Raw genomic sequence first — 20642 nt, 5'->3', positions numbered from 1 at the left:
GCAGCGCGGCGCCCGGCGCGCCGCCCGACGAACGGACGCCGCGCCCATGACGTACCGTCCGACACTTGCCACCGCCTCCGACACGGCGACGCTGACGCTGGGGGTCGAGGAGGAGTACCTCCTGCTCGACCCGGACACGGGGGAGAGCCTGCCGGTCGCCGACCGGGTGCTCGCCGCGCTGTCCGGCAGCGCCCGGGACCAGAGCCGGCAGGAGTTCCGGCACAGCATGGTGGAGATGGTCACGCCCGTCACCGCCGACCTGGCCGAGCTGCGCGCCCACCTGGTGGCGTTGCGTCGCTCGGCCGGCGACGCGGCCGAGGCCGCCGGGGCACGGCTCGTCGCGGTCGGCGCCACGCCCGTGCACGAGCCGCACCGGACGGTGCCGGACAAACCGCGCTACCACGCGATGTCCCGGCGGTTCGGGCCGGTGGCGCACGATCCGGCCGTGTGCGGCTGCCACGTGCACGTGGGAATGGCCGACCGCGAACTGGCCATCCAGGTCTGCAACCACCTGCGACCGTGGCTGCCGGTGGTGCAGGCGATCACCGCCAACTCGCCGCTGCACGACGGCCGCGACACCGGGCACGCAAGTTGGCGTTCCATGCAGCTGGAACGCTGGCCCAGCATCGGGCCGACCCCCCACTTCGAGTCCGTCGCCGACTACGACGCGACGGTGGCGGAGCTGATCGACGCCGGGATCATGCTCGACGCGGCGATGGTCTACTGGTACGCCCGCCCGTCGGCCGCGTACCCCACGGTGGAGGTGCGGGTGGGCGACGTCTGCCCCGCCGTGGACGACGCCGTGCTGGTCGCCGGGCTGGTCCGGGCGCTCGTCGCGACGCTGGCCGCCGACGCCCGCGCCGGGGTCCCCGCCCGCCGGATCCGCGACTGCCTCGTCTCCGCCGCGCACTGGCGGGCCGCCCACGACGGGTTGGAGGGCGACCTCATCGACCTGCGCGCCGGCATCGCCCGGCCCGCCTGGGACCTGGTCGGGGAGCTCGTCGACACGGTCACGCCGGCCCTGGCCCGCCACGGCGACCTCGACTACGTACGCGACCAACTGCTCCGGCTGCGCCGTGACGGCAACGGCGCCACCAGGCAACGCCGCGTCATGGCCCGCACGGGCGACGACGTGCGCGCCGTCCTGGACCACCTCGCCGCCGAGACCCGCGCCGGCTGAGCCGTCCCGCGGCCATGACGCCGCCCGGGGCGGGGTGGTCAGCGGATGTCGTGGGACTGTAGCCAGAGTTCCAGCAGGCCGAGCTGCCAGAGCTTGTTGCTGCCGGCGGCGGCCTGCGCCCGGTCCGGCTCGGCCAGCAGCTCGGCGACGTACTCGCGGCGGAACAGGCCGCGCTCGCGGGCGGCGGGCGCGGCGAGGGCCTCGGCGACGAGCTGCCGTACGGGGCCGTCGACGTTGCGCAGCGCCGGCACCGGGAAGTAGCCCTTCGGTCGGTCGATCACCTCGGCGGGCAGCACCTGACGGGCCACCGCCTTGAGTACGCCCTTGCCGCCGTCGGCCACCTTGTGCTCGGGCGGGCAGGCCGCCGCCAGGGCGACCAGGTCCTGGTCCAGGAACGGGGTGCGCACCTCCAGCCCCCACGCCATGCTCATGCTGTCCACCCGCTTGACCGGGTCGTCGGGCAGCATCAGGTGGGTGTCCAGGCGCAGCACCGCGTCCAGCGCCGTCTGGGCGCCGGGCGCGGTCAGGTCCGCGGCGAGCAGCTCGCGGCTGGCGTCGCGGTCGCAGGCGTACGCGGGGTCGACCACCCGGTTCAGCTCGGCGTGGTCGCGGTCGAAGAACGCCTCGGCGAAGGCCGCCGTCGCGCCATCGAGGGGCACCCGCGTCAGGGGCTGGTGGTAGCCGTAGCCGGCGAAGACCTCGTCGGCGCCCTGGCCGGACTGGGCCACCTTCACGTGCCGGGCCACCTGCTCGGAGAGCAGGTGGAAGGCGACCACGTCGTGGCTGCCCATCGGCTCGGTCATGGCGTGCACGGTCCGTCGTACGGCCGGGACCAGGTCGTCGTCGGCGAGCCGGATGCGGTGGTGGTCGGTGCCGAAGGCGCGGGCCACCAGGTCGGAGTAGTGGAACTCGTCGCCGGCCTCGCCGCCGCGGCTGTCGAAGCCGATGCTGAAGGTCCGCAGGTGCTGCTGCCCGGCCTCGGCGAGCAGGGCCACGATCATGCTGGAGTCCAGGCCGCCCGAGAGCAGCACGCCGACGGGGACGTCGGCGACGAGCCGCCGCCGTACCGCCTCGCGCAGCGCGTCCCCGACGGCGGCCCGCCAGTCCCCGGCGTCCATGCCGGCGTGGGCGGGGTCCCGGACGTAGTCGGGCCGCCAGTAGACGTGCTGGCGGCTGCGCCCGTCGGCCTCGACGACGCGCACGGTGGCCGGGGGCAGCTTCCGGACGCCGCGCAGGACGGTGCGGGGCGCCGGCACGATGGAGTGCCAGGAGAGGTAGTGGTGCAGCGCCACGGGGTCGATCGAGGTGTCCACGTCGCCGGCGCGCAGCAGCGCCGGCAGGGTGGAGGCGAAGCGCAGCCGGCCGGGTGACTCGGCGAGGTAGAGCGGCTTGATGCCGAGCCGGTCGCGGGCCAGCACGAGCCGCCGCTGCCGCCGGTCCACGAGCACAACGGCGAACATGCCGACCAGGTGCTCGACGAAACGCTCGCCCCACTGCGCGTACGCGACCAGGACGACCTCGGTGTCGCTGGTGGAGTGGAAGGTGTGCCCGGCGCCGCGCAGTTCCTCGCGCAGCTGCGGGTAGTTGTAGACGCAGCCGTTGAAGACCAGCGCCAGCCCCAGGTCGTCGCGGACCATCGGCTGGGAGCCGGCCTCGGTGAGGTCGATGACGGTGAGGCGGCGGTGCCCGAGGACTACCCAGCCGTCGTCGAACAGGCCCTCACCGTCGGGGCCCCGGGAGCGCATGGCCTCGGTCATCCGGGTCACCGCGTCGGCGTCCGGCGTCGATCCGTCGAACCTCGCCTCGCCGCTGATGCCGCACATCGTCAGTGGTCACCGGGCTTGCGGGGCGTCGGACCCACCGTGATCACTCCCGTCGGCGTCGTGGCTGCGCCGGACCGCCGCTCGCGGGGGCCCGGTCCCGTCCGCAGGACGGGCGGTTGGGCTACCCGCCGCCGGAGGCGACAAACCCGGGTGGGGACCCGGTTGCGGTCGCCGGTGGGCGCGGGCCCGCCGGGCTGCGTCAGTCGCGCAGCGTACGCAGGATGCGGGCGAGCTGTTCCCGGTCGGCGGGTGCGAGGCCCCCGAACAGCTCCTCGGCGGCGGCCCGGCGGGCGGCGCGGATGGCGGCGCCGGTGCGCGTACCCTCCTCGGTCGGCGCGACCAGGGTGGCGCGCCGGTCCGCCGGGTCGGGCCGGCGCCGCACGAGCCCGCGCGTCTCGAGGTCGTCCACGACCTCGGTGGCGGAGCGCGGCGCGATGCGCAGGTGCTCGGCGAGCGCGCTGAGCCGCAGCGCGCCGTGCCGGTTGAGTACGCCGAGCGCCCGGGACTGGGCGGGCGTGACGTCCCAGGGCGCGAGTGCCTCGCGGGTGCGGTGGCGCAGCCGGCGGCTCACCGCCCAGAACGCCTCGGCGAGCCCGTCCTCGCCGCCGTCGTCGCTGTGGTGCGTGTCTGCCGTCACGGGGAATACGGTAGCAGCGGAAGCTGTTGCTCCCTCATGTTGAGGAAACCTCAGCATCTCCGACGTGAGGAAGTACGCCTTGGAACCCGTCCCCGCCCGCCGCGACCGCGGCCCACACAAGGTCAGCGCCGCCGAGAAGGCCCAGGCCCGCCAGGTGTCCCTGCGGCGCATCGGCGCCCTGTTCGCCCGGCACCGGGCGGCCCTCGCCGCCGTCACCGCGATCATCGTGGTCTCCTCGGTGCTCGCCATGGCCTCGCCCTTCCTGCTGCGCGCCGTGATCGACCGGGCCCTGCCGGAACGCGACCTGACGCTGCTGGTCGCGCTGGTGGCCGGCATGGTCGCCGTCGCCGCCGTGACCTCGGTGCTCGGCGTGGCGCAGACCTGGATCTCCACCCGGGTCGGCCAGCAGGTCATGCACCGGCTGCGCACCGACGTCTTCACCCACCTGCAACGGCAGTCGCTGGCGTTCTTCACCCGCACCCGCACCGGCGAGGTGCAGTCGCGCATCACCAACGACATCGGCGGCATGCAGAGCGTGGTCACCTCGACGGCCACCTCGATCGCGGCCAACCTGACCACGGTGGTCGCCACCACGGCGGCCATGGTCGCACTCTCCTGGCGGCTCTCCCTGGTCTCCCTCGTCGTGCTGCCGCCGGCCATCTGGCTGACCCGCCGCGTCGCCCACCTGCGCCGTGAGATCACCGCGCAGCGCCAGCGCGAACTCGCCGACCTCAACGTCACCGTCGAGGAGGGGCTGTCGGTCAGCGGCGTGCACCTGGCCAAGACGCTGGGCACCGGCCCCGCCCTGGCCGCCCGCTTCGCCGCCTCGTCGGAGCGCCTGGTCGACCTGGAACTGCGCTCCGAACTCGCCGGCCGCTGGCGGATGGCCACCATGAGCGTCGTCTTCGCCGCCATCCCGGCGGTCATCTACCTCAGTGCCGGCCTGCCCGGCGCCGCCGGCACGCTCAGCATCGGCACCCTGGTCGCCTTCACCGCGTTGCAGGGCGGGCTGTTCCGTCCCCTGATGGGCCTGCTCAACGTGGGCGTCTCCGTCACCGCCTCGCTGGCGCTGTTCGCCCGGATCTTCGAGTACCTGGACCTGCCCGTCGAGGTGGCCGACCCCGCCGAGCCCGTCGATGTCGACCCCCGCCGGGTGCGGGGCGACCTGCGCCTGACGGACGTCACCTTCAGCTACCCGGGCAGCGACACCGCCGCCGTCGCGGGGATCACCCTCGACGTGCCGGCCGGCACCGGCCTGGCCCTGGTCGGCGAGACGGGCTCCGGCAAGAGCACCCTGGCCGCGCTCGTCAGCCGCCTGCACGACCCGACGAGCGGCCGGATCAGCATCGACGGCGTCGACCTGCGCGACCTGCGCCTGGCCGACCTGGCCGCGATCGTCGGCGTGGTCAGCCAGGAGACGTACCTGCTGCACACCACGGTGCGGGAGAACCTGCGCTACGCCCGCCCGGACGCCACCGACGCCCAGATCGAGGACACCGCCCGCGCCGCCCAGATCCACGACCTGATCGCCGGGCTGCCCGACGGCTACGACACCGTCGTCGGCTCCCGGGGGCACCGCTTCTCCGGCGGCGAGAAGCAGCGCCTCGCGATCGCCCGTACGCTGCTGCGCGACCCGCGCGTCCTGATCCTCGACGAGGCCACGAGCGCGCTGGACACCGAGACCGAGCGCGCCGTGCAGCGGGCGTTCGACGAGGTGGCCCGGGGCCGTACCACCATCACGATCGCGCACCGGCTCTCCACCGTGCGCGACGCGGACCAGATCGCCGTGCTCGACCACGGCCGGATCGTCGAGTCCGGCAGCCACGACAGCCTGTTGGAGCGGGCCGGCCGCTACGCCACCCTCGCCGCCTGACTGCGGCACCTCGGTCTCAAAACCGTCGCAATATCTGTCTCATTATTCTGCGCCGGCCGGGTCGAGGTGGCGGTAGAGGGTGGCCCGCGAGACCCCGAGCGCGGCGGCGATCTCGTCCGCTGAGTGGCGGCCCTCGGCGTGCATCCGCCGGGCCGTCTCGACCTGCTCCGGACCCATCGCCCGGGGCCGTCCGGGGCGGCGCCGGCCCCTCGCCGCACCGCCGGAAGCCGGCGCACCCTCGCCGCCGCCGGTAGCCGGCGCATCCGCGCCACCGTCGGCCGCCGTGCCCGCGCCACCACCGGCTGTCGGCGTGCCCGTGCCGCCCGACGTGCCCGTGCCGCCCGACGTGCCCGTGCCGTCGGCCGGGCCGGGGTCGACCGGATCGCCGAGCAGTCGGCGCACGCCGTCCAGCATGTCCGCCCGCAGCACCGCGTCCGGCACGTCGGCGAAGAAGACGATCGGGTCGCTGCACATGGCGACCGCCTGCACCGCCCGCACCCGCTCCCGGCGTCCGGCGTCCGGTCCGGCGATCAGTTCGTTGGCCCGCATCGCGATGCGCATCAGGCGATGGAAGGTGTCGCCCCGGGTGATGAGCGCGATGTCGTGGAAGAGCATGCCGAGCGGGCGGCGGTGGGCCAGCATGGTGCCCACCCAGCCCTCCACCACCGCCCATCGGGCCCGCTCGCGTGGCCCCGCCTCGGCCGCGTCCAGCAGCGCCTCCAGGTCGGACACCAGCGGCTCGATCAGGGCGGTGAGCAGGTGCTCCTTGCTGGGAAAGTGGTAGAGGATCGCGGCCTTGGTCAGCCGCAGTCGCTCGGCGATCTGGCGCAGCGGAGTGCGCTGGTAGCCGTGCTCGGCGAACAGGTCGAGCGCCACGCGCAGGATCCTGGTGCGGGTGTCGTCGGGCGCCTCGACGGTCATGGCGGCAAGCCTAGCGGCGTCTGACCGGTGGGAGGCGTCACTGTTGATTCGACTGACCGGCGGTCAGTACAGTGTGGTCGTCAGCACCGTCAGCGGCAGGAGGGGTCATGCCCGTCATCTCCATCGATGACCTGGTCAAGACGTTCGGCAGCGTCCGCGCGCTCGACGGGCTCGACCTGACGGTCGAGGCGGGGGAGGTGCACGGCTTCCTCGGCCCCAACGGCTCCGGCAAGTCCACCACCATCCGCGTCCTGCTCGGCCTGCTGCGCCGCGACGCGGGCGACGTGCGGGTCTTCGACGCCGACCCGTGGCGCGACGCGGTGGCCCTGCACCGCCGGCTGGCGTACGTGCCCGGCGACGTGAACCTGTGGCCCAACCTCTCCGGCGGAGAGGCGATCGACCTCTTCGGCCAACTGCGCGGCGGCCTCGACCGGCGCCGCCGAGACGACCTGCTGGAGCGCTTCGACCTCGACCCGACGCGCAAGTGCCGCACCTACTCCAAGGGCAACCGGCAGAAGGTCGCCATCGTCGCCGCCTTCGCCTCGGACGTCGAGCTCTACGTGCTCGACGAGCCCACCTCCGGGCTCGACCCGCTCATGGAGGCCGTGTTCCAGGACGAGGTCCGCCAGCTCAAGCGCGACGGCGCCACCGTCCTGCTCTCCAGCCACGTGCTGGCCGAGGTCGAGGCGCTCTGCGACCGGGTCAGCATCATCCGCGAGGGCCGCACCGTCGAGTCCGGCACCCTCACCGAGCTGCGCCACCTCACCCGTACGGCCGTCACGGTCGAGACCGCGCGGCCGGCGACGGGCCTGGACGCCCTGCCCGGCGTGCACGACGTGCGCGAGGTCGACGGGCGCACCCACCTGGAGGTCGAGCCCGCCCACCTCGACGAGCTGCTCGGGCACCTCGTCCGCTTCGGCGTACGCGCGCTGACCAGCGCCCCGCCCACCCTGGAGGAGCTGTTCCTGCGCCACTACGGCGACGAGCGCGCCGCCCGCGCCTCCGTGGCGGGCCCGGCCGACGGTGACCGCCCGACCGCCGACCGGCCGGCGGGTGCCCGGTGAGCGCGTTCACCGGCACCGGGCGGCTCGCCCGCCTCGTGCTGCGCCGCGACCGGGTCCGCCTGGCCATCTGGGTGTTCGGCACGCCCCTGCTCGGCTACGCCCTCGCCGGCAGCGTCAAGGAGTTCTACCCGGACGAGGCGGCCCGGGTCGGCTACGCCGGCACGTCGGCCTCCAGCCTGGTCGCCCGCGCGTTCAACGGGCCGATCGCCGGCACCGACCTCGGCGCGGTGGTGGTCGCCGAGACGTACGTGACGCTCGCCCTGCTCGCCGCGCTGCTGAGCACCTTCGCGGTCGTCCGGCACACCCGGCAGAACGAGGAGACCGGCCGGGCGGAGCTGCTCGGCGCCTCCGTCGTCGGCCGGTACGCGCTGCTCACCGCCGCCCTGCTGGTGATCGTCGCGGCGAACGTGGCCGCCACCGTCCTGCTCGCCGCCGCCCTGGCCGGCGCCGGGCTGCCGCTCGCCGGTTCCGTCGCCGCGGCCGCCGCCATCGGTGGCGTCGGAGTGGCGTTCACCGGCGTCGCCGCCGTCACCGCCCAACTGTCGGTCACCTCCCGGGGCGCCAACGCGCTCGCCGCCGCCGCCGTCGGGATCTCCTTCCTGCTCCGCGCCGCCGGTGACGTGCTGGGCGAGCAGACCGACGGCGGCCTGCGCGTGGTCAGCGCCTGGCCGTCCTGGCTCTCGCCGCTCGGCTGGGGCAACCAGGTGCGTGCCTTCGACGGCGAACGCTGGTGGACGCTGGCGCCGCCCGTGGCGCTGCTGGTCGCCGGCGTGGCGCTCGCGTACGCCCTCGCCGAGCGGCGCGACATCGGCGCCGGGCTCGTCGCACCCCGGCGCGGGCCGGCCACGGCCACGCCCGGCCTGCTCAGCCCCGCCGGGCTGGCCTGGCGGTTGCAGCGCGGCGCGCTGCTCGGCTGGGCGGTCGGGGTGGCGGTGCTCGGGTTCTCGATGGGCGTCGCCGGCGACGAGTTCAACGCCATGATCGAGGAGAACCCCGCCGCCGCCGAGGCCATCAGCGCCATGGGCGGCGGCGCGCGGCTGATCGACGCGTACCTGGCGGCGATGCTGGGGCTGTTCGCGCTGACCATCGGGGCGTACGTGGTGCAGGCGCTGCTGCGCACGCGCACCGACGAGGCCGACGGGCTGCTGGAGGCGGTGCTCGCCACGGCGGTCGGGCGTACCCGCTGGCTCGTCACCCAGGTGGCCGCGGCGACGCTCGGCGCGCTCGCCCTGGTGCTGCTGGGCGGGCTCACCACCGGGCTCGGCTACGGCCTGGTCGCCGGCGACCCGCTCGGCCGGGCCGTCGAGCTGGGCGGGGCGGCGCTCGTGCGGCTGCCGGCCCTGCTCGTGGTCGTCGGGGTGGTGACGGCGCTGTTCGGGCTGCTGCCCCGCTGGTCGGCGGCGCTGTCCTGGGCGGCGCTGATCGTGTTCCTGCTGCTCGGGCAGCTCGGCGCGGTGCTCGACCTGCCGCAGGCGGCGCTGAACCTGTCGCCGTACACCCATGTGCCGTCGGCCCCGGCGGTCGACCCGGCGGTGCTGCCGCTGGCCGTGCTGACGGCGGTGGCGGCGGCGCTGCTGGCGGCCGGCATGGCCGGCTTCCGCCGCCGCGACGTCCCGAGCTGACGGGGGCGCGTGTCAGGAGGCGGCGAGGGGTTCCCGGGAGCCGGCGTCGAGCCGCGCGGCCACCCGGGTGACCGCGTCGCGGATCATCGTGCCGTACCCGTCGTCCGGCAACTCCGCGGCCAGGGGCGCCGCGAGCGCCAGGTGCTCCCGGGCGCGGGCCACGTCGCCGGCGCGACGGTACGCGTCGGCGAGGTTGAGGTGCAGGGACGGCAGCAGGGCGCGGACCCGCAACGAAGCGTGGTGCCGCTGGACGCGCTCGTCGCTGAGGTCGGCTACGGCGGCCAGCGCGCGGTGGTCCCCCGCCACCTCGTCAGCGACCGCATCTCGGGTCTCGACCGACTCGAGGGTCAAGCCGATCGGCGCCGACTGCACCTGTGGAGGCGCAACTGGTCCCTGCGCCGGTCGGCAGCAGCGATGGCGATTCCTCCGGGCTGCGGAGACCGGCGGCGACGCGCACGTCAGCCGGGGTAGCGGGTCCTCCAGTGCGGATCGGTCGGGGGGAAGTACTCGCCCCCCGACGGGCTGTCGTGCAGCTCGGTGACGAGGTCGCGGGCCAGCGTGTCGGCCGTCCAGGCCAGCTCCAACCGGGACAGCCAGTCGACGGGGAGCGCGTCCGGCCCGTGCGCCGTGCCGAGCAGGGCGCCGGCCACCGTCACGGCATGGCCACCGTCGCCGGCCGAGGCGGCGAACAGGAGCGCCTCGCGTACCGTCTCCCGGCCCGGGAAGCAGGCCACGGCGTAGACGCCGCCGGCCAGCGCGGAGACCGCCCGCGCGTCAGGGGCGAGGCGCGCCAGCTCACCCCGCGAGGCGGGACCCGACCGGGCCGCCGTCAGGGCCGGAACCAGGGACCGCTCGGCGGCCTCGGGCCACTTCCCGGGCTCCGACGCCACGCTCCCGATGGCCTCGACGGGCGGACGTCCCGCGGCGAGCAGACGGACCACCGCACCACCCAGCCCGGCGGCGCCGACGGCGTCGCCCGCGTGCGTGAGGGCGGCCATCTCCGCCGCCTCGCACGGGTAGAGGCCGACCGGCAGGGTCCGGGTGAGCGCGTGCGCCCCGGTGCTCGTACCGCTGGGCTCGTCGATCGTGCCCATCTCGCGCCGTCGCAGCGCCGCCACCGTCGCCGGCGCAGACCCGCGCCGCTCGGCCAGCGCCGGTACCCGCACCAGCCAGCCCCGCGGCCCGTTGCCTTCGCCGCCGACCTCGAAGCCGGGTACGCCCTGGATCGCGGCCCAGCCCCGGTACGACTCCCACACCACGCTCGGCGGGTGGCAGATGCCCCGGTGCCGGTGCCGGACGTGGGCGCGGATCAGGCCGTCGACGGTGAAGCAGGCGAGCTGCCCGGCAGTGGTAGCCGGTAGCGGCCCGGACGCCGGCACTTCGCCACCCACCGCGCTGATCGCGTCACCGAGCATCAGCCCGAGCACACAGCCCCGAGCGGTCGCGAGCTGCTGCGCCGTCACCTTGGTCACACCGTGAAGCATAGGAGCGGGTGGCACGGGGCCGCCTCGGGGCGGGAGAGCCCGTGGCCGGACGGAGGCCGGCGAGTTGGACGTAGATCTCGCGCTTGACGGTCGCCTCGCCACGCCGGTCCAGGACGTAGCCGGCCAGCCAGATCCAGCCGGCGTACGTCGGTTGGTCGCAGAGCGAGACGACGCGGAAGGTCAGGGCGCGGTCGCCGGCGAACTGCACCGAGGCCCGGCCGTCGATGACGAGCAGGTCGCCGGGGGAGGGGCGCGCCGTCACCAGTGGCCGGCGTTGCGGTGGTGCTCCTCCGGCGGCCGGCACTTCCGCGCGTGCATGATCTGCCAGTCGCGCAGCGCCCGCTTGATGCGGTCGTTCTCCTGGCTGAGCAGCCGTACCGTCTCGTTGAGCATGGCCAGTTCGTCGGAGACCCGGGCCTGGAACTCGCGTACCTCCACGGGGTCGACGCCGCGCCGGCGCGCGGCGAACTCGCGGGTCCGCACCTCGTGCGGCGTCAACCGGCCCGGGTAACCGGCTGGGTAGGGCTGGCCGCCTCGATACACCTGAGCCACGACGATCCTCTCTCCAGGGCAGGCGGGAGCGCGCAGGCTCCGCGCGGTGGGGTCTGGAAGGGCGGGTCGCCCGCGCGGGGGTCGCGGACGACCCGCCCGCTCGGCCGCCGCAGCCCGATTCAGCGGTACGACAGCAGAGCAGCCGGACGGGGCCGGGACGGGCACACACACCCGCCCCGACCAGGGGGATGAGCCGAACTCGTTGCCACGCGAGGAGCGGCTCTCAATCAACATAACTAGACATGTCAGATGAGTCAACGTTGCTTGTTGGGCGCGTCGCGGTGTGATCGAATCGGATTGCCACGCGAGGAGTGCCATGCGAGAAGTGCCGGATTACTGGCGCATCGCCGACGATGTGATCGTCGACGTCAGATCCAAGAAGTTGAAGCCGGGGGACAAGCTGCCCTCGATCGCCGAGATGCGCGAGAGCTACGGCGTGAGTCACGGGACCGTGCAGATGGCCTATGCCCGACTTGAGGCCCTGCGCGTCATCCGGCGACATCAGGGCAAGGGTGTCTTCGTAACCGATCCGAAGCTCTGGATGCGGGAGCCCTGATCGGCTGCCCCTGCGCTGCACGATGAACCCGGCATCCGGCGCTCGGCAGCCAGCACCCGGCACTCGGCATCCGGTGGGCCGAGGCTCTCCATGGTGCGCCGGGGCCTGGCACCACTGTGCACCGCCCACCGATGTCCTCTGGCGGCGAGTGGCGGCACGATCATCTGAGGTAGGCCCGGCCAAAGTGGTGGACGGCTTCCGGGTGAGTGACAAACGATCATCGGCGCCATAGCACGGTTGCGGATGCGGGTGGGAGTTGTCCACAGCGGCACTGCTGTCCACAGCGCTCGGGGGGTCCACGTGGCGGGCGGTGGCCGTGTGCGGCACGGTCGGCGGCGTGAACTCCGTGCTGCGGGCCCTGGTCGAGGGCAACGGCGGGCTCGTCACCCGACGCGCCGCCGCACAGGTGCTCCCGCGCTGGGTGCTGGAGGACGCGTCGCGTTCCGGACGCCTGTTCCGGCTTCTGCCCGGGGTCTACGTGGACGCCGCCCTGGTCGACAGCGGGGAGGGCGCGCCGCCGCTGGCCCGGGTCACCCCGGTCCTGGCCCGCCGGGCAGCCGTGGCCTACGCGGGCGGGCGCGGTGCGCTGAGCCACCTCAGCGCCCTGGACGTGTGGAAGCTGCGCAGTCAGCCGCCCGGCGAACCGGTACACCTCGACGTGTCGACCGGTGCGGGGCTGCGCAGCGGGCCGCACCTGGTCGTACACCATCGCCGGTGCTTCGCCCCGGAGCCACCTCACGCGCAGATCCGCGACGGCGTGCCGGTCACCCGACTGGACCGGACGCTCGTCGACGCGTGGCCGCTGCTGCCTCCGGTGGACCGGCCGGCGACCCTCATCGGGGCGGTCAACGACCGCCTGACCACCCCGCAGCGGATCGCCGCCGCGTTGACGACCGCGCCGAAGCTGGCGGAACGCGCCGCGCTACGCCGGCTGCTGGACCGGCTCGCCGCCGGCTGCCGCAGTCAGCTGGAGATCTGGGGACACGACCACGTCTTCGTCGGGCCGGGAATGCCGGCGTTCCAACGGCAGGCGCGGGTGCGGCTCGGTGAACGGATCGTCTACCTCGACCTGTTCGCGGAGGCCGAGCTGGTCGACATCGAGCTGGACGGCGCGACGACCCACGCCGACCCGCGGGAACGCGAGATCGACCTGCGACGCGACGCACTGTTGGCGGCCAGGGGCGTTCTCGTCGTCCGTTTCACGCATCGCCGCCTGTTCCACGAACCCGACGAGGTACGTCGCGAGACGCTCGCGATCCTCGCGACCCGCCGGAGGCAGGACTTCGCGCCCGACCCCGGGTTGAGGCGGCGACTCCTCATCGAATGAGCCGTGCCGAAGGTGGCCGCTCCCCGCACGGCTCTGCCGACCACGATCATTTGATGAGGAACCGGTGAACCTGATCCCCACCCTCCGGTTGTCCATCAACTGATCACGGAAATGATCCGGCGTGCGCGCCCCACGTCGGAAGTTGTGAGGCGTCGGCTGTTCGGGGGTGGCGCGGAGACCAACGTGAAGGAATGGTTGTCGGCGTGAAGGCCTTCGTGGGGGTTACGGACGAGAAGTGGTACCGCTTCCTGGCTGCCCGCCCCGAGCTCAACGAGGTCAACTTCTGGCGCCCGTCGGGCGGCGGGTTTCGGGCCCTCACACCTGGAGAACCCTTCTTCTTCAAGGCGCACCATCCGCTCAACCGCGTCATCGGTGGCGGCTTTTTCAGCGGCTTCACCCAACTGCGAATTTCCGAGGCATGGGAGCTGTTCGGGGAGGCCAACGGCGCGGCGAGCATCGACGAGATGCGCCGCAGCGTCGGCCGCTACCGAAGGCAGCCGATCGCACCCGACGAGGACCCCGTCATCGGCTGCATCTTCGTGCGTGACGCCAGCTTCTTCTCGGACGAGTCCACTGTCGGCCCGCCGCCGGAGTTCAAGTCGAACGTGGTTCAGGGCAAGACGTACGACCTTGCGGACGTCGCCTGGGGCGACTACTTCGAACTACTCATCCATCGCCTGGTCGGCACGCCTTTCGAACTCGACCTGAGTGAACCCTGGCATCGGCCCGGTCCGGTCTACGGAGATCCACGGTTGGTGCCACAGCGGCTGGGCCAGCAGTCGTTCAAGGCCGTGGTGCTCGGGGCGTACGGCCGGCGCTGCGCGGTCACCGGCAACAGGGTCCAACCGGTGTTGCAGGCCGCGCACATCCGACCGTTGCCGAGGGGCGGCGAGCACCGCCTGGACAACGGCCTGCTCCTGAAATCCGACGTGCACATCCTCTTCGACAAGGGCTACCTGGGCGTGGATCCCAGGTACCGACTCGTGGTCAGCCCTCGGCTTCGCAGCGAGTTCGGCAACGGCGAGCAGTTCTATGCCAAGGCGGGTGAGCAGATAGCTGTTCCAGATCGCCGGGCCGACCGACCGAACGCAGAGTTCCTGGAATGGCACCTCGACACCGTCTACAAGGCGGCCTGACCCATAGCCGAGGTTGAGTGTCATTCGACCGGGGAGGCGCGGTCAGTTCGGGTGGGGTGGTTCGTCGAGGATGGCGCTGAAGCGTTCCTCGGCGAGGTCGAGCTGGCCGAGGATGTGCTCCTTCACCGGTGCCGACAGGGGAGTGTCCGCCCTGGTGACGAGGTCCCGGTAGACCGGTACGAGCGGGCGGTACTTGCGCGCCGACGAGGTGACCTTCGGCCCGACGGTGTGGATGACGCCCACCCCGTTGTCCGTGAAGTCGGAGATCTTGATGACCCGCGCCCACGGCTCCCGGTCGAGGCTGGCCGCCACGTGCTCGCGGTACTGCACGTGCTTGTCCCGGCCCGGGTCGTACGCCGGATTGGTGACCGCGCCGACCAGGCGGGCCACTCGCGGGCCGAACCGCTGCGCGAGCACGGCCAGGGCGGCGGCGGTGGCGTCCTCGCCGTCGTACGCCCCGCCAGGCTCGCCGGACGTCGCGGCGGCCAGCTCGTCGGGGTGGTCCTCCACCGCGTCGTGCAGCAGGCCGGCGACGATCACGTCGACGTCGCGGACCTGGTAGTGGTGCATCAGCCGGATCGCCACCCGCAGCAGGTGGTTCAGGTAGGGCTCGCGTACCCGCCGGTCGTCGCGGTGCAGCTCGGCGGCGAGGTCGAGGGCCTCGGTGAGCCGTTGCCGCGCGGCCTCGTCGAACGCGCGCAGCTCCAGCCGGAACCGGGCCAGCAGGCCGGGCTCGCCGTGGATCTCGGTGATCGCGTGCATCGGCATGGTGGCCAGGTAGGCGGGAAACTCCATCCGCCACTTATAGCCGATCTTCACCGTGCCGGGCGCCCCTGGCGTCGGCCACCCGACGCCAGTACCTCCGGGCGGCGGTCACCGCGACGGCAGCCGGTCACGCGCCGGAGACGCGCTTGACCAGGCGTACGGTGGTGCCGTCGGCGCTGCCGTCCACGCTGGCCTCGTCCATCAGCCGGGTCATGATCAGCTGACCCCGGCCGCGCTCGCCGTCGTCGGGGGTCGCCTCCCGCCAGCCGCCGGTGTCGGTGACCACCATCTCCAGCCGGTCGGCGCGCAGGCGCCCCCGTACGGTGACCGACACGTCCGGGGCGAACCGGTAGCCGTGCTCGATCGCGTTGGCGCACGCCTCGCCGGCCGCGATCAGCGCCGCGTCGACGTCGGCCTCGCCGATGCCGAGGCCGGTCAGCCACTCCCGTAGCGCCTCGCGGGTCGGCGCGAGCTGACCCGGGTCGGCCGTCAGCGTCGCGGCGAAGGCCGCCGGCTCTCGGTGCCGGTAGACCAGCACCGCCACGTCGTCGTTGCGGGTGTCGGGCAGCAGGTCCCGGACCATCCGGTCGGCCAGCGCCCCCTCGGGCAGCTCGCGGCCCTGGGTGAGCGCGGCGACCGCCCGGGAGATGCCGGCGTCGATCAGTTCCCGGCGGCGCTCGACGAGCCCGTCGGTGTAGAGCAGCAGCGTCGAGCCGGGCCGCAGCCGTGCCCCTGCCTCCGGCCGGCCGGGCACCGCGACGCTGGCCAGCGGCACCGAACCGGCCCGGGTCAGCAGCTCGGCGGAGCCGTCCGGGTGCACCAGGATGCCCGGCGGGTGACCCGCCGACGAGTAGCGGAGCAGGCCCAGCGAGCGGTCGATGATGGCGCAGAAGACGGTGGTGCAGGCGCCGCCGGGCACCATGCGGGCGAAGTCGTCCAGCGCGCTGAGGACCTCGGCGGGGCTCTTGGCCTGCAGGAGCAGGGCGCGTGAGGCGCTGCGCAGCTGACCCATAACGGTGGCGGCGGGCAGGCCCCGCCCCACCACGTCGCCCACCACCACGCCGACGAGGTCGCCGGGAAGCTGCACCACGTCGTACCAGTCTCCGCCCACCTCCAGGGGCGCCACCGCCGGCTGGTAGCGGGTCGCGAACCCGGTCGGCAGGTCGACCGGGCCGAGCATCGCCCGCTGCATGGCCAGGGCGACCGTCCGCTGGGTCTCGAAGGCCCGCGCCCGGACCAGCGCCTGGGCCAGCGCGGCGCAGAGCTGCCGCACCAGCGGCCGGTCCACCGTCGGTACCGACCGGGGCGGATCCAGTTCCAGCCACACCCCGCCGGGTGCCCCGCCCGGCTCGATGCGGGCCCCGATCGCGGTGACCCGACCCGCGTCGTCGACGGCCAACTGCGGGTCGCCGTCCGCGGGCAGGCCGTCGAGGGCCCGCTGCACCTGCCGGGTCAGCGTCAGTCCCTGGGTCACCACCAGCGGCGTGCCGGCGGCGTCGGCGCAGACCGCCAGGCCGCGGGTGCCGTCCAGCAGGGTGCACAGCTCGGAGAGGCCGGCGTCGAGCACCTCGGCCACGTCGGTGGCGCGGGCGAGCCGGCCGGAGAGCGCGGCCAGGGCGGTCTGCCGGGCGGCGGCCCGGACCTCGGCGGTCACGTCGCGCAGCGTGGCGACGTAGAGGCGGCGGCCGGTACGCGGCTCGCGCAGCGAGTTGTAGACCGCCTCGGCCCAGATCCGGTGTCCGTCGGCGTGCCGCAGCGGCAGGGTGACCCGCCCCCGGTCGGAGCCGCGCGCGGCGCGCAGCACGTCGATCAGCAGCCGCCGGTCGGCGGGCGCGGCGTCGGCCTCCGGCCACCAGGCGTGCGGTGGCGCGACCGGTGTCGCCAGCCGGTCGGCGCCGACCAGGCGGCAGAACGCCTCGTTCGCCTCGACCAGCGCCCCGTCGGCGTCGACCACGGCGAACGCGTCCTGCAACGACTCGATGAGCGCCGCCCGCCAGGTCGCCTCCTCGTTGCGCAACCGGGCCAGCTCCAGGTGCGCGCCGACCCGGGCCAGCAGTTCCTCGGAGGAGAACGGCTTGGCCAGGTAGTCGTCGGCCCCGGTCCGCAGCCCCTCGACCGCCGCCTCCTCGCCGGCGCGGGCGGAGAGCACGATGATCGGCAGCCCGGCCGTACGCCGGTCGGCGCGCAGCGCCCGGACCAGCCCGAAACCGTCGAGGCGGGGCATCATCACGTCGGTCAGCACCAGGTCCGGCACCCGCTCGGCGACGCGGTCGAGCGCCTCCCGGCCGTCGGCCGCGACGACGACCCGGTGGTGGGGCGCGAGCAGGCTCGCCAGGAAGGCGCGCAGGTCGGCGTTGTCGTCGACCACCAGCACCGTGGCGGCGTCCTGGGCGTCGTCGTCGGTCCGGTCCGTGGGGGCGGGCGCGGCCTCCGGCAGCCAGCGCAGGGCCTCGGCGACGTACGCCTCGTGTGCCGGCTCGTGAGCCCGCTCGCGGCGCGTGGCGGTGGCGGTGGCGGTGGCCCAGCCGTACGGCAGGCGGACGGTGAACGTCGATCCCTCGCCCTCGACCGAGCGCACGCTGACCTCGCCACCGTGCAACCGGGCCATCTCCTGCACCAGCGCCAACCCGATGCCGGTGCCCTCGTGCGACCGGCCGCCGGCGCCGCGTACGCGGTGGAAGCGGCGGAACAGCAGCGGCTGCTGGTCGGCGGGCACACCGACGCCGGTGTCGTCGACGGACAGCGTGACGCGCTCGCCGTCGCCGCGCAGCCGCAGGCGCACCGTGCCGGCCAGGGTGTACTTCAGGGCGTTGGAGAGCAGGTTGACGACCACCTTCTCCCACATGTCGCGGTCCACGTACGCGGTGCGCGGCAGCGCCTCCACGTCGACCCGGTAGGTCAGTCCGGCCTCGCGCATGGCGTACGCGAAGGACTCGGCGACGCCGGCGGTGAGCGCCGGAAGGTCGGTCTCCACGCGTTCCGGGTCCAGCCGGCCGCCCTCCATGCGGGCGAAGTCGAGCATGTCGTTGACGAGCTTGCGCAGCCGGCCGGTGTTGCGGTGCACCAGCTCCAGGCGTTCGCGCTGGCCCGGCGGGAGCGGCTCGCGGCGGTCGGCGAGGCTCTCGCGCACCGGCCCGGCGATCAGTGTCAGCGGGGTGCGCAGCTCGTGGCTGACGTCGGTGAAGAACTCCGTCTTCGCCGCGTCCAGCTCGGCCAGGGCCGCGGCCCGGCGGCGCTGCGCCTCGTACGCCAGCACGTCGCCCAGCGCCGTCGAGACCCGGCTGGCCACCAGGTCGAGGAAGCCGGCGTACGCGTCGTCCAGCCTGCGGAAGGGGCTGACGCCGGCGACCAGCACGCCGGTCGGGCGGGCCTGTCCGGTGGCCAGCAGGGGCAGCACCACCACCTCGTCCACGGGCACTCCGACGACCGCCCCGGCGTGTGCGCGGGGGTCGCCGGGCAGGGCCACGCCCCGGACCCGCGCGGAGCGGCCGGTCCGCGCGACCTCGCCGATCTGCGCCAGCCACCCGGCGCTCGCTGCGGCGGCGTCGGCCACGCCGACCGAGGCGGCCAGGACCAGTTCGTCCGCGTCCTCCGACGCGCCGCCGTCCGGTCCGGGGCCGGTTCCTCCACCGTCGCCGGCTGCGGCCGGACCCCCGTGCGGCGTCGTCCCCTCGGGGCGCAGGTAGATCATCACGGCGGGCAGGTCGGCCGGGCTGCCGGTCAGGACCCGGGCCGACGCGCGCACGGCGTCGCGGGTGGTGTCCGCCGCCGCGATCGAGACCGAACCCAGCTCGCGCAGCGTCTCCAGCCGCCGGTCACCCAGCACCCGCGCGGTGACGTCCGTGGTGGCCACGAAGATGCCGGGGATCCGGCCGGCGTCGGCACGCACCGGGCTGTAGGAGAAGGTCCAGTACGTCTCCTCCAGGTAGCCGTGCCGGTCGAGCATCAGCAGTTGGTTCTCCGCGTACGTGGCGCCGTGGCCGGCGAGCACCTGGTCGGTCAGCGGACCCAACTCGGCCCAGACCTCCTGCCAGCACCGCGCGCCCGGCTGACCGATCGCGGCCGGGTACTTGTCGCCGAGGACCGGCGTGTACGCGTCGTTGAAGATCTGCACCAGTTCGGGGCCCCACCACAGCAGCATCGGGATCTTCGACGGCAGCACGGTGCGCACCGCCGCGCACAGCTCCGGCGGCCAGGTCTCCACCGGACCCAGGGGAGTGGCCGCCCAGTCGGTGGCCCGGTGCGCGGCGCTGGTCGGATCGTCGCCGGCGAAGAGGTCGACGGCCACGCCGGCGCCCGCCGGTTCGGCGCGCTGCTTCGAATCCACGTCCCGGCCCCCTGTCGCCGCCCTGGTGTCCGGGTCGCTGGCAGCCGTCGAGCCCTGCCCTCATCGTCCCGCCGGGGTGACTTTCCCCAACCGGCCACGGCTTGAACCGTCCATCGACGTGACCCGACCCGCACCCCCGAGTCGGCCTCGATCACGCAGGTGTGGTGCCCGCGGAAGTCGGGAAGGCCCGATGACCCCACCAGAACGCCGTGATCGACGTGGGAGGGGGTGGGTCAGGGGGCCAGCCAGGCGGTGGCGCGGGTGCGGATGGTCGGGGGGATCTCGTGGTGGCCGGGGAACTCGTCGTAGGTGACGTCCTGCCCGACGGTCAATCCCACCGGCTGCCCGGCGACTCAGCCGCTGACCCGGCGGACCAGCCGGGACGGGAACATCGTCGCCGGCGGCACCGGCCGCCCGTCCAGTACGGCGGTCGCCGCCGCCGAGGCGATCTGCGTGACCGGGTGGGTGGCCGTGGTCAGCGCGGGGGTGGTCATCGCGGCGAGCGGGATGTCGTCGAAACCGGTCACCGCGACGTCCCCGGGCACCTGGACGCCGTCGCCGCGCAGCCCGTCGATCACCCCGAGGGCGGTGGCGTCGCTGCTGCCGACGATCGCGTCCGTGTCCGGCCAGCGTGCCAGTACCTCCCGGGCCGCCGCCCGGCCCCGGTCCGCGCTGAAGTCACCCGGGACCAGGCGCACCGGCAGGGCGGCGTCGCGCACCACCCGCCGGTACGCGCCGACGGAGCGGCCGGCGCACGACAGCCAGCGGGGCCCGGTCACCATGGCGATGCGGCGGCGTCCGCTGGCGTACAGGTGCCGGACCACGGCCTCGGTGCCGCCGCCGTTGTCCACGTCGAAGGCCGGTACGAGGGCCGAGCCGATGCCGATCGAGGCCACCCGGCCGCGCAGTCCCACCGGGACGGCGTCCAGCACCGTCTCGGTGGTGTTGATCAGGATGATCCCGCCGACGCTGCGGTCCCCGGCCAGCCGGCGCACCTCGCCCGGGGCACGGGTGGGCAGCCAGTGCAGCGCCACCCCCAGCCCGTACGGCGCGCAGACCCGGGCGCACGCGCCGAGGACCCGGTCGACGTACGGGTCGTCGAGGACCGTGGGGGCGGTGCCGGTCACCGCCACCACCAGCCGGACGCCGGTGCCCCGGACCAGCGCGCGGGCGGCCGGGTTCGGCGCGTAGCCGAGCAGGTCGGCCGCGACCGTCACCCGCTCGCGGGCGGCGGCGGAGGCGTACCCGGTGCCGGCGAGCACCCGCGAGGCGGTGGCTCGCGAGACCCCCGCCGCCCGGGCGACGTCCTCCAGGGTCGGTGGTCGGTGCGTCGTCGTCATCCTGGTTCTCCCCGTGGTCGGCCGTCGCGGCGTGG

Annotated in this window: 16 protein-coding genes; 7 read left to right on the top strand and 9 right to left on the bottom strand. The window is 74.3% G+C overall.

Annotation, left to right across the window (positions count from 1 at the left end):
* Window positions 1-46 precede the first annotated feature (46 nt).
* Window positions 47-1180, top strand: coding sequence for a carboxylate-amine ligase (locus tag CLT72_RS08445; protein WP_101410565.1), 1134 nt, complete (start codon window positions 47-49; stop codon window positions 1178-1180).
* A 38-nt stretch (window positions 1181-1218) separates the two neighbouring features.
* Here CLT72_RS08445 and CLT72_RS08440 read toward each other — a convergent pair whose 3' ends face one another.
* Window positions 1219-3003, bottom strand: a complete 1785-nt coding sequence (locus CLT72_RS08440) for an N-acetylglutaminylglutamine amidotransferase (RefSeq protein ID WP_101410563.1) — start codon at window positions 3001-3003, stop codon at window positions 1219-1221.
* 199 nt (window positions 3004-3202) lie between these two features.
* Window positions 3203-3640: a MarR family winged helix-turn-helix transcriptional regulator gene (locus CLT72_RS08435; RefSeq protein WP_250100883.1), complete on the bottom strand. Its 438-nt coding sequence runs from the start codon at window positions 3638-3640 to the stop codon at window positions 3203-3205.
* Between the two features lie 79 nt (window positions 3641-3719).
* Between CLT72_RS08435 and CLT72_RS08430 the strand changes: the two genes are divergently transcribed.
* Entirely contained in the window at window positions 3720-5513 is a 1794-nt protein-coding gene (locus tag CLT72_RS08430; RefSeq protein WP_101410561.1) for an ABC transporter ATP-binding protein, read from the top strand.
* Between the two features lie 42 nt (window positions 5514-5555).
* Here CLT72_RS08430 and CLT72_RS32210 read toward each other — a convergent pair whose 3' ends face one another.
* Window positions 5556-6434, bottom strand: a complete 879-nt coding sequence (locus CLT72_RS32210) for a TetR family transcriptional regulator (protein WP_199184519.1) — start codon at window positions 6432-6434, stop codon at window positions 5556-5558.
* Between the two features lie 107 nt (window positions 6435-6541).
* On the opposite strand from CLT72_RS32210, the gene CLT72_RS08415 reads away from it, so the two are divergent.
* Window positions 6542-7498: an ABC transporter ATP-binding protein gene (locus CLT72_RS08415; protein ID WP_101410559.1), complete on the top strand. Its 957-nt coding sequence runs from the start codon at window positions 6542-6544 to the stop codon at window positions 7496-7498.
* Window positions 7495-9120 carry an ABC-2 transporter permease gene (locus tag CLT72_RS08410; protein ID WP_101410557.1) on the top strand — a complete coding sequence of 542 codons (1626 nt, stop codon included), beginning with the start codon at window positions 7495-7497 and terminating at the stop codon, window positions 9118-9120. The genes CLT72_RS08415 and CLT72_RS08410 overlap by 4 nt, the downstream gene beginning before the upstream one ends.
* A gap of 12 nt (window positions 9121-9132) precedes the next feature.
* On the opposite strand, the gene CLT72_RS08405 is transcribed toward CLT72_RS08410, so the two are convergent.
* From CLT72_RS08405 to CLT72_RS08390, 3 genes are all read right to left on the bottom strand, one after another.
* Window positions 9133-9471 carry a hypothetical protein gene (locus CLT72_RS08405; protein ID WP_144082218.1) on the bottom strand — a complete coding sequence of 113 codons (339 nt, stop codon included), beginning with the start codon at window positions 9469-9471 and terminating at the stop codon, window positions 9133-9135.
* Between the two features lie 107 nt (window positions 9472-9578).
* Window positions 9579-10592 (bottom strand): ADP-ribosylglycohydrolase family protein, encoded by a 1014-nt coding sequence (locus CLT72_RS08400; protein WP_199184518.1) that lies wholly within the window; start codon window positions 10590-10592, stop codon window positions 9579-9581.
* Window positions 10593-10862: 270 nt separating this feature from the next.
* Window positions 10863-11156 (bottom strand): DivIVA domain-containing protein, encoded by a 294-nt coding sequence (locus CLT72_RS08390; protein WP_396802032.1) that lies wholly within the window; start codon window positions 11154-11156, stop codon window positions 10863-10865.
* Between the two features lie 316 nt (window positions 11157-11472).
* Here CLT72_RS08390 and CLT72_RS08385 point away from each other — a divergent pair, with 316 nt between their 5' ends.
* The 3 genes from CLT72_RS08385 to CLT72_RS08375 all read left to right on the top strand — a co-directional run bounded on the left by CLT72_RS08385 (window position 11473) and on the right by CLT72_RS08375 (window position 14175).
* Window positions 11473-11712, top strand: a complete 240-nt coding sequence (locus CLT72_RS08385; RefSeq protein ID WP_101410549.1) for a winged helix-turn-helix domain-containing protein — start codon at window positions 11473-11475, stop codon at window positions 11710-11712.
* Window positions 11713-12049: 337 nt separating this feature from the next.
* Entirely contained in the window at window positions 12050-13039 is a 990-nt protein-coding gene (locus CLT72_RS08380) for a DUF559 domain-containing protein (RefSeq protein WP_101415035.1), read from the top strand.
* A 203-nt stretch (window positions 13040-13242) separates the two neighbouring features.
* Entirely contained in the window at window positions 13243-14175 is a 933-nt protein-coding gene (locus CLT72_RS08375) for an HNH endonuclease (protein ID WP_101415034.1), read from the top strand.
* A gap of 42 nt (window positions 14176-14217) precedes the next feature.
* Here CLT72_RS08375 and CLT72_RS08370 read toward each other — a convergent pair whose 3' ends face one another.
* The 3 genes from CLT72_RS08370 to CLT72_RS08360 form a co-directional block, all read right to left on the bottom strand.
* On the bottom strand, window positions 14218-14970 hold the full coding sequence (locus tag CLT72_RS08370; protein ID WP_101410547.1) for an HD domain-containing protein: 753 nt from the start codon (window positions 14968-14970) through the stop codon (window positions 14218-14220).
* A gap of 97 nt (window positions 14971-15067) precedes the next feature.
* Window positions 15068-19267, bottom strand: coding sequence for a SpoIIE family protein phosphatase (locus CLT72_RS08365; protein WP_199184517.1), 4200 nt, complete (start codon window positions 19265-19267; stop codon window positions 15068-15070).
* A gap of 353 nt (window positions 19268-19620) precedes the next feature.
* Window positions 19621-20607: a LacI family DNA-binding transcriptional regulator gene (locus tag CLT72_RS08360; protein ID WP_101410545.1), complete on the bottom strand. Its 987-nt coding sequence runs from the start codon at window positions 20605-20607 to the stop codon at window positions 19621-19623.
* Window positions 20608-20642: the final 35 nt, after the last annotated feature.

It is taken from the genome of Micromonospora sp. CNZ309 (genome assembly GCF_002846525.1).
The sequence above is the reverse complement of the archived record's forward strand: the minus strand, read 5'-3'. Positions and strand labels throughout refer to the sequence as shown.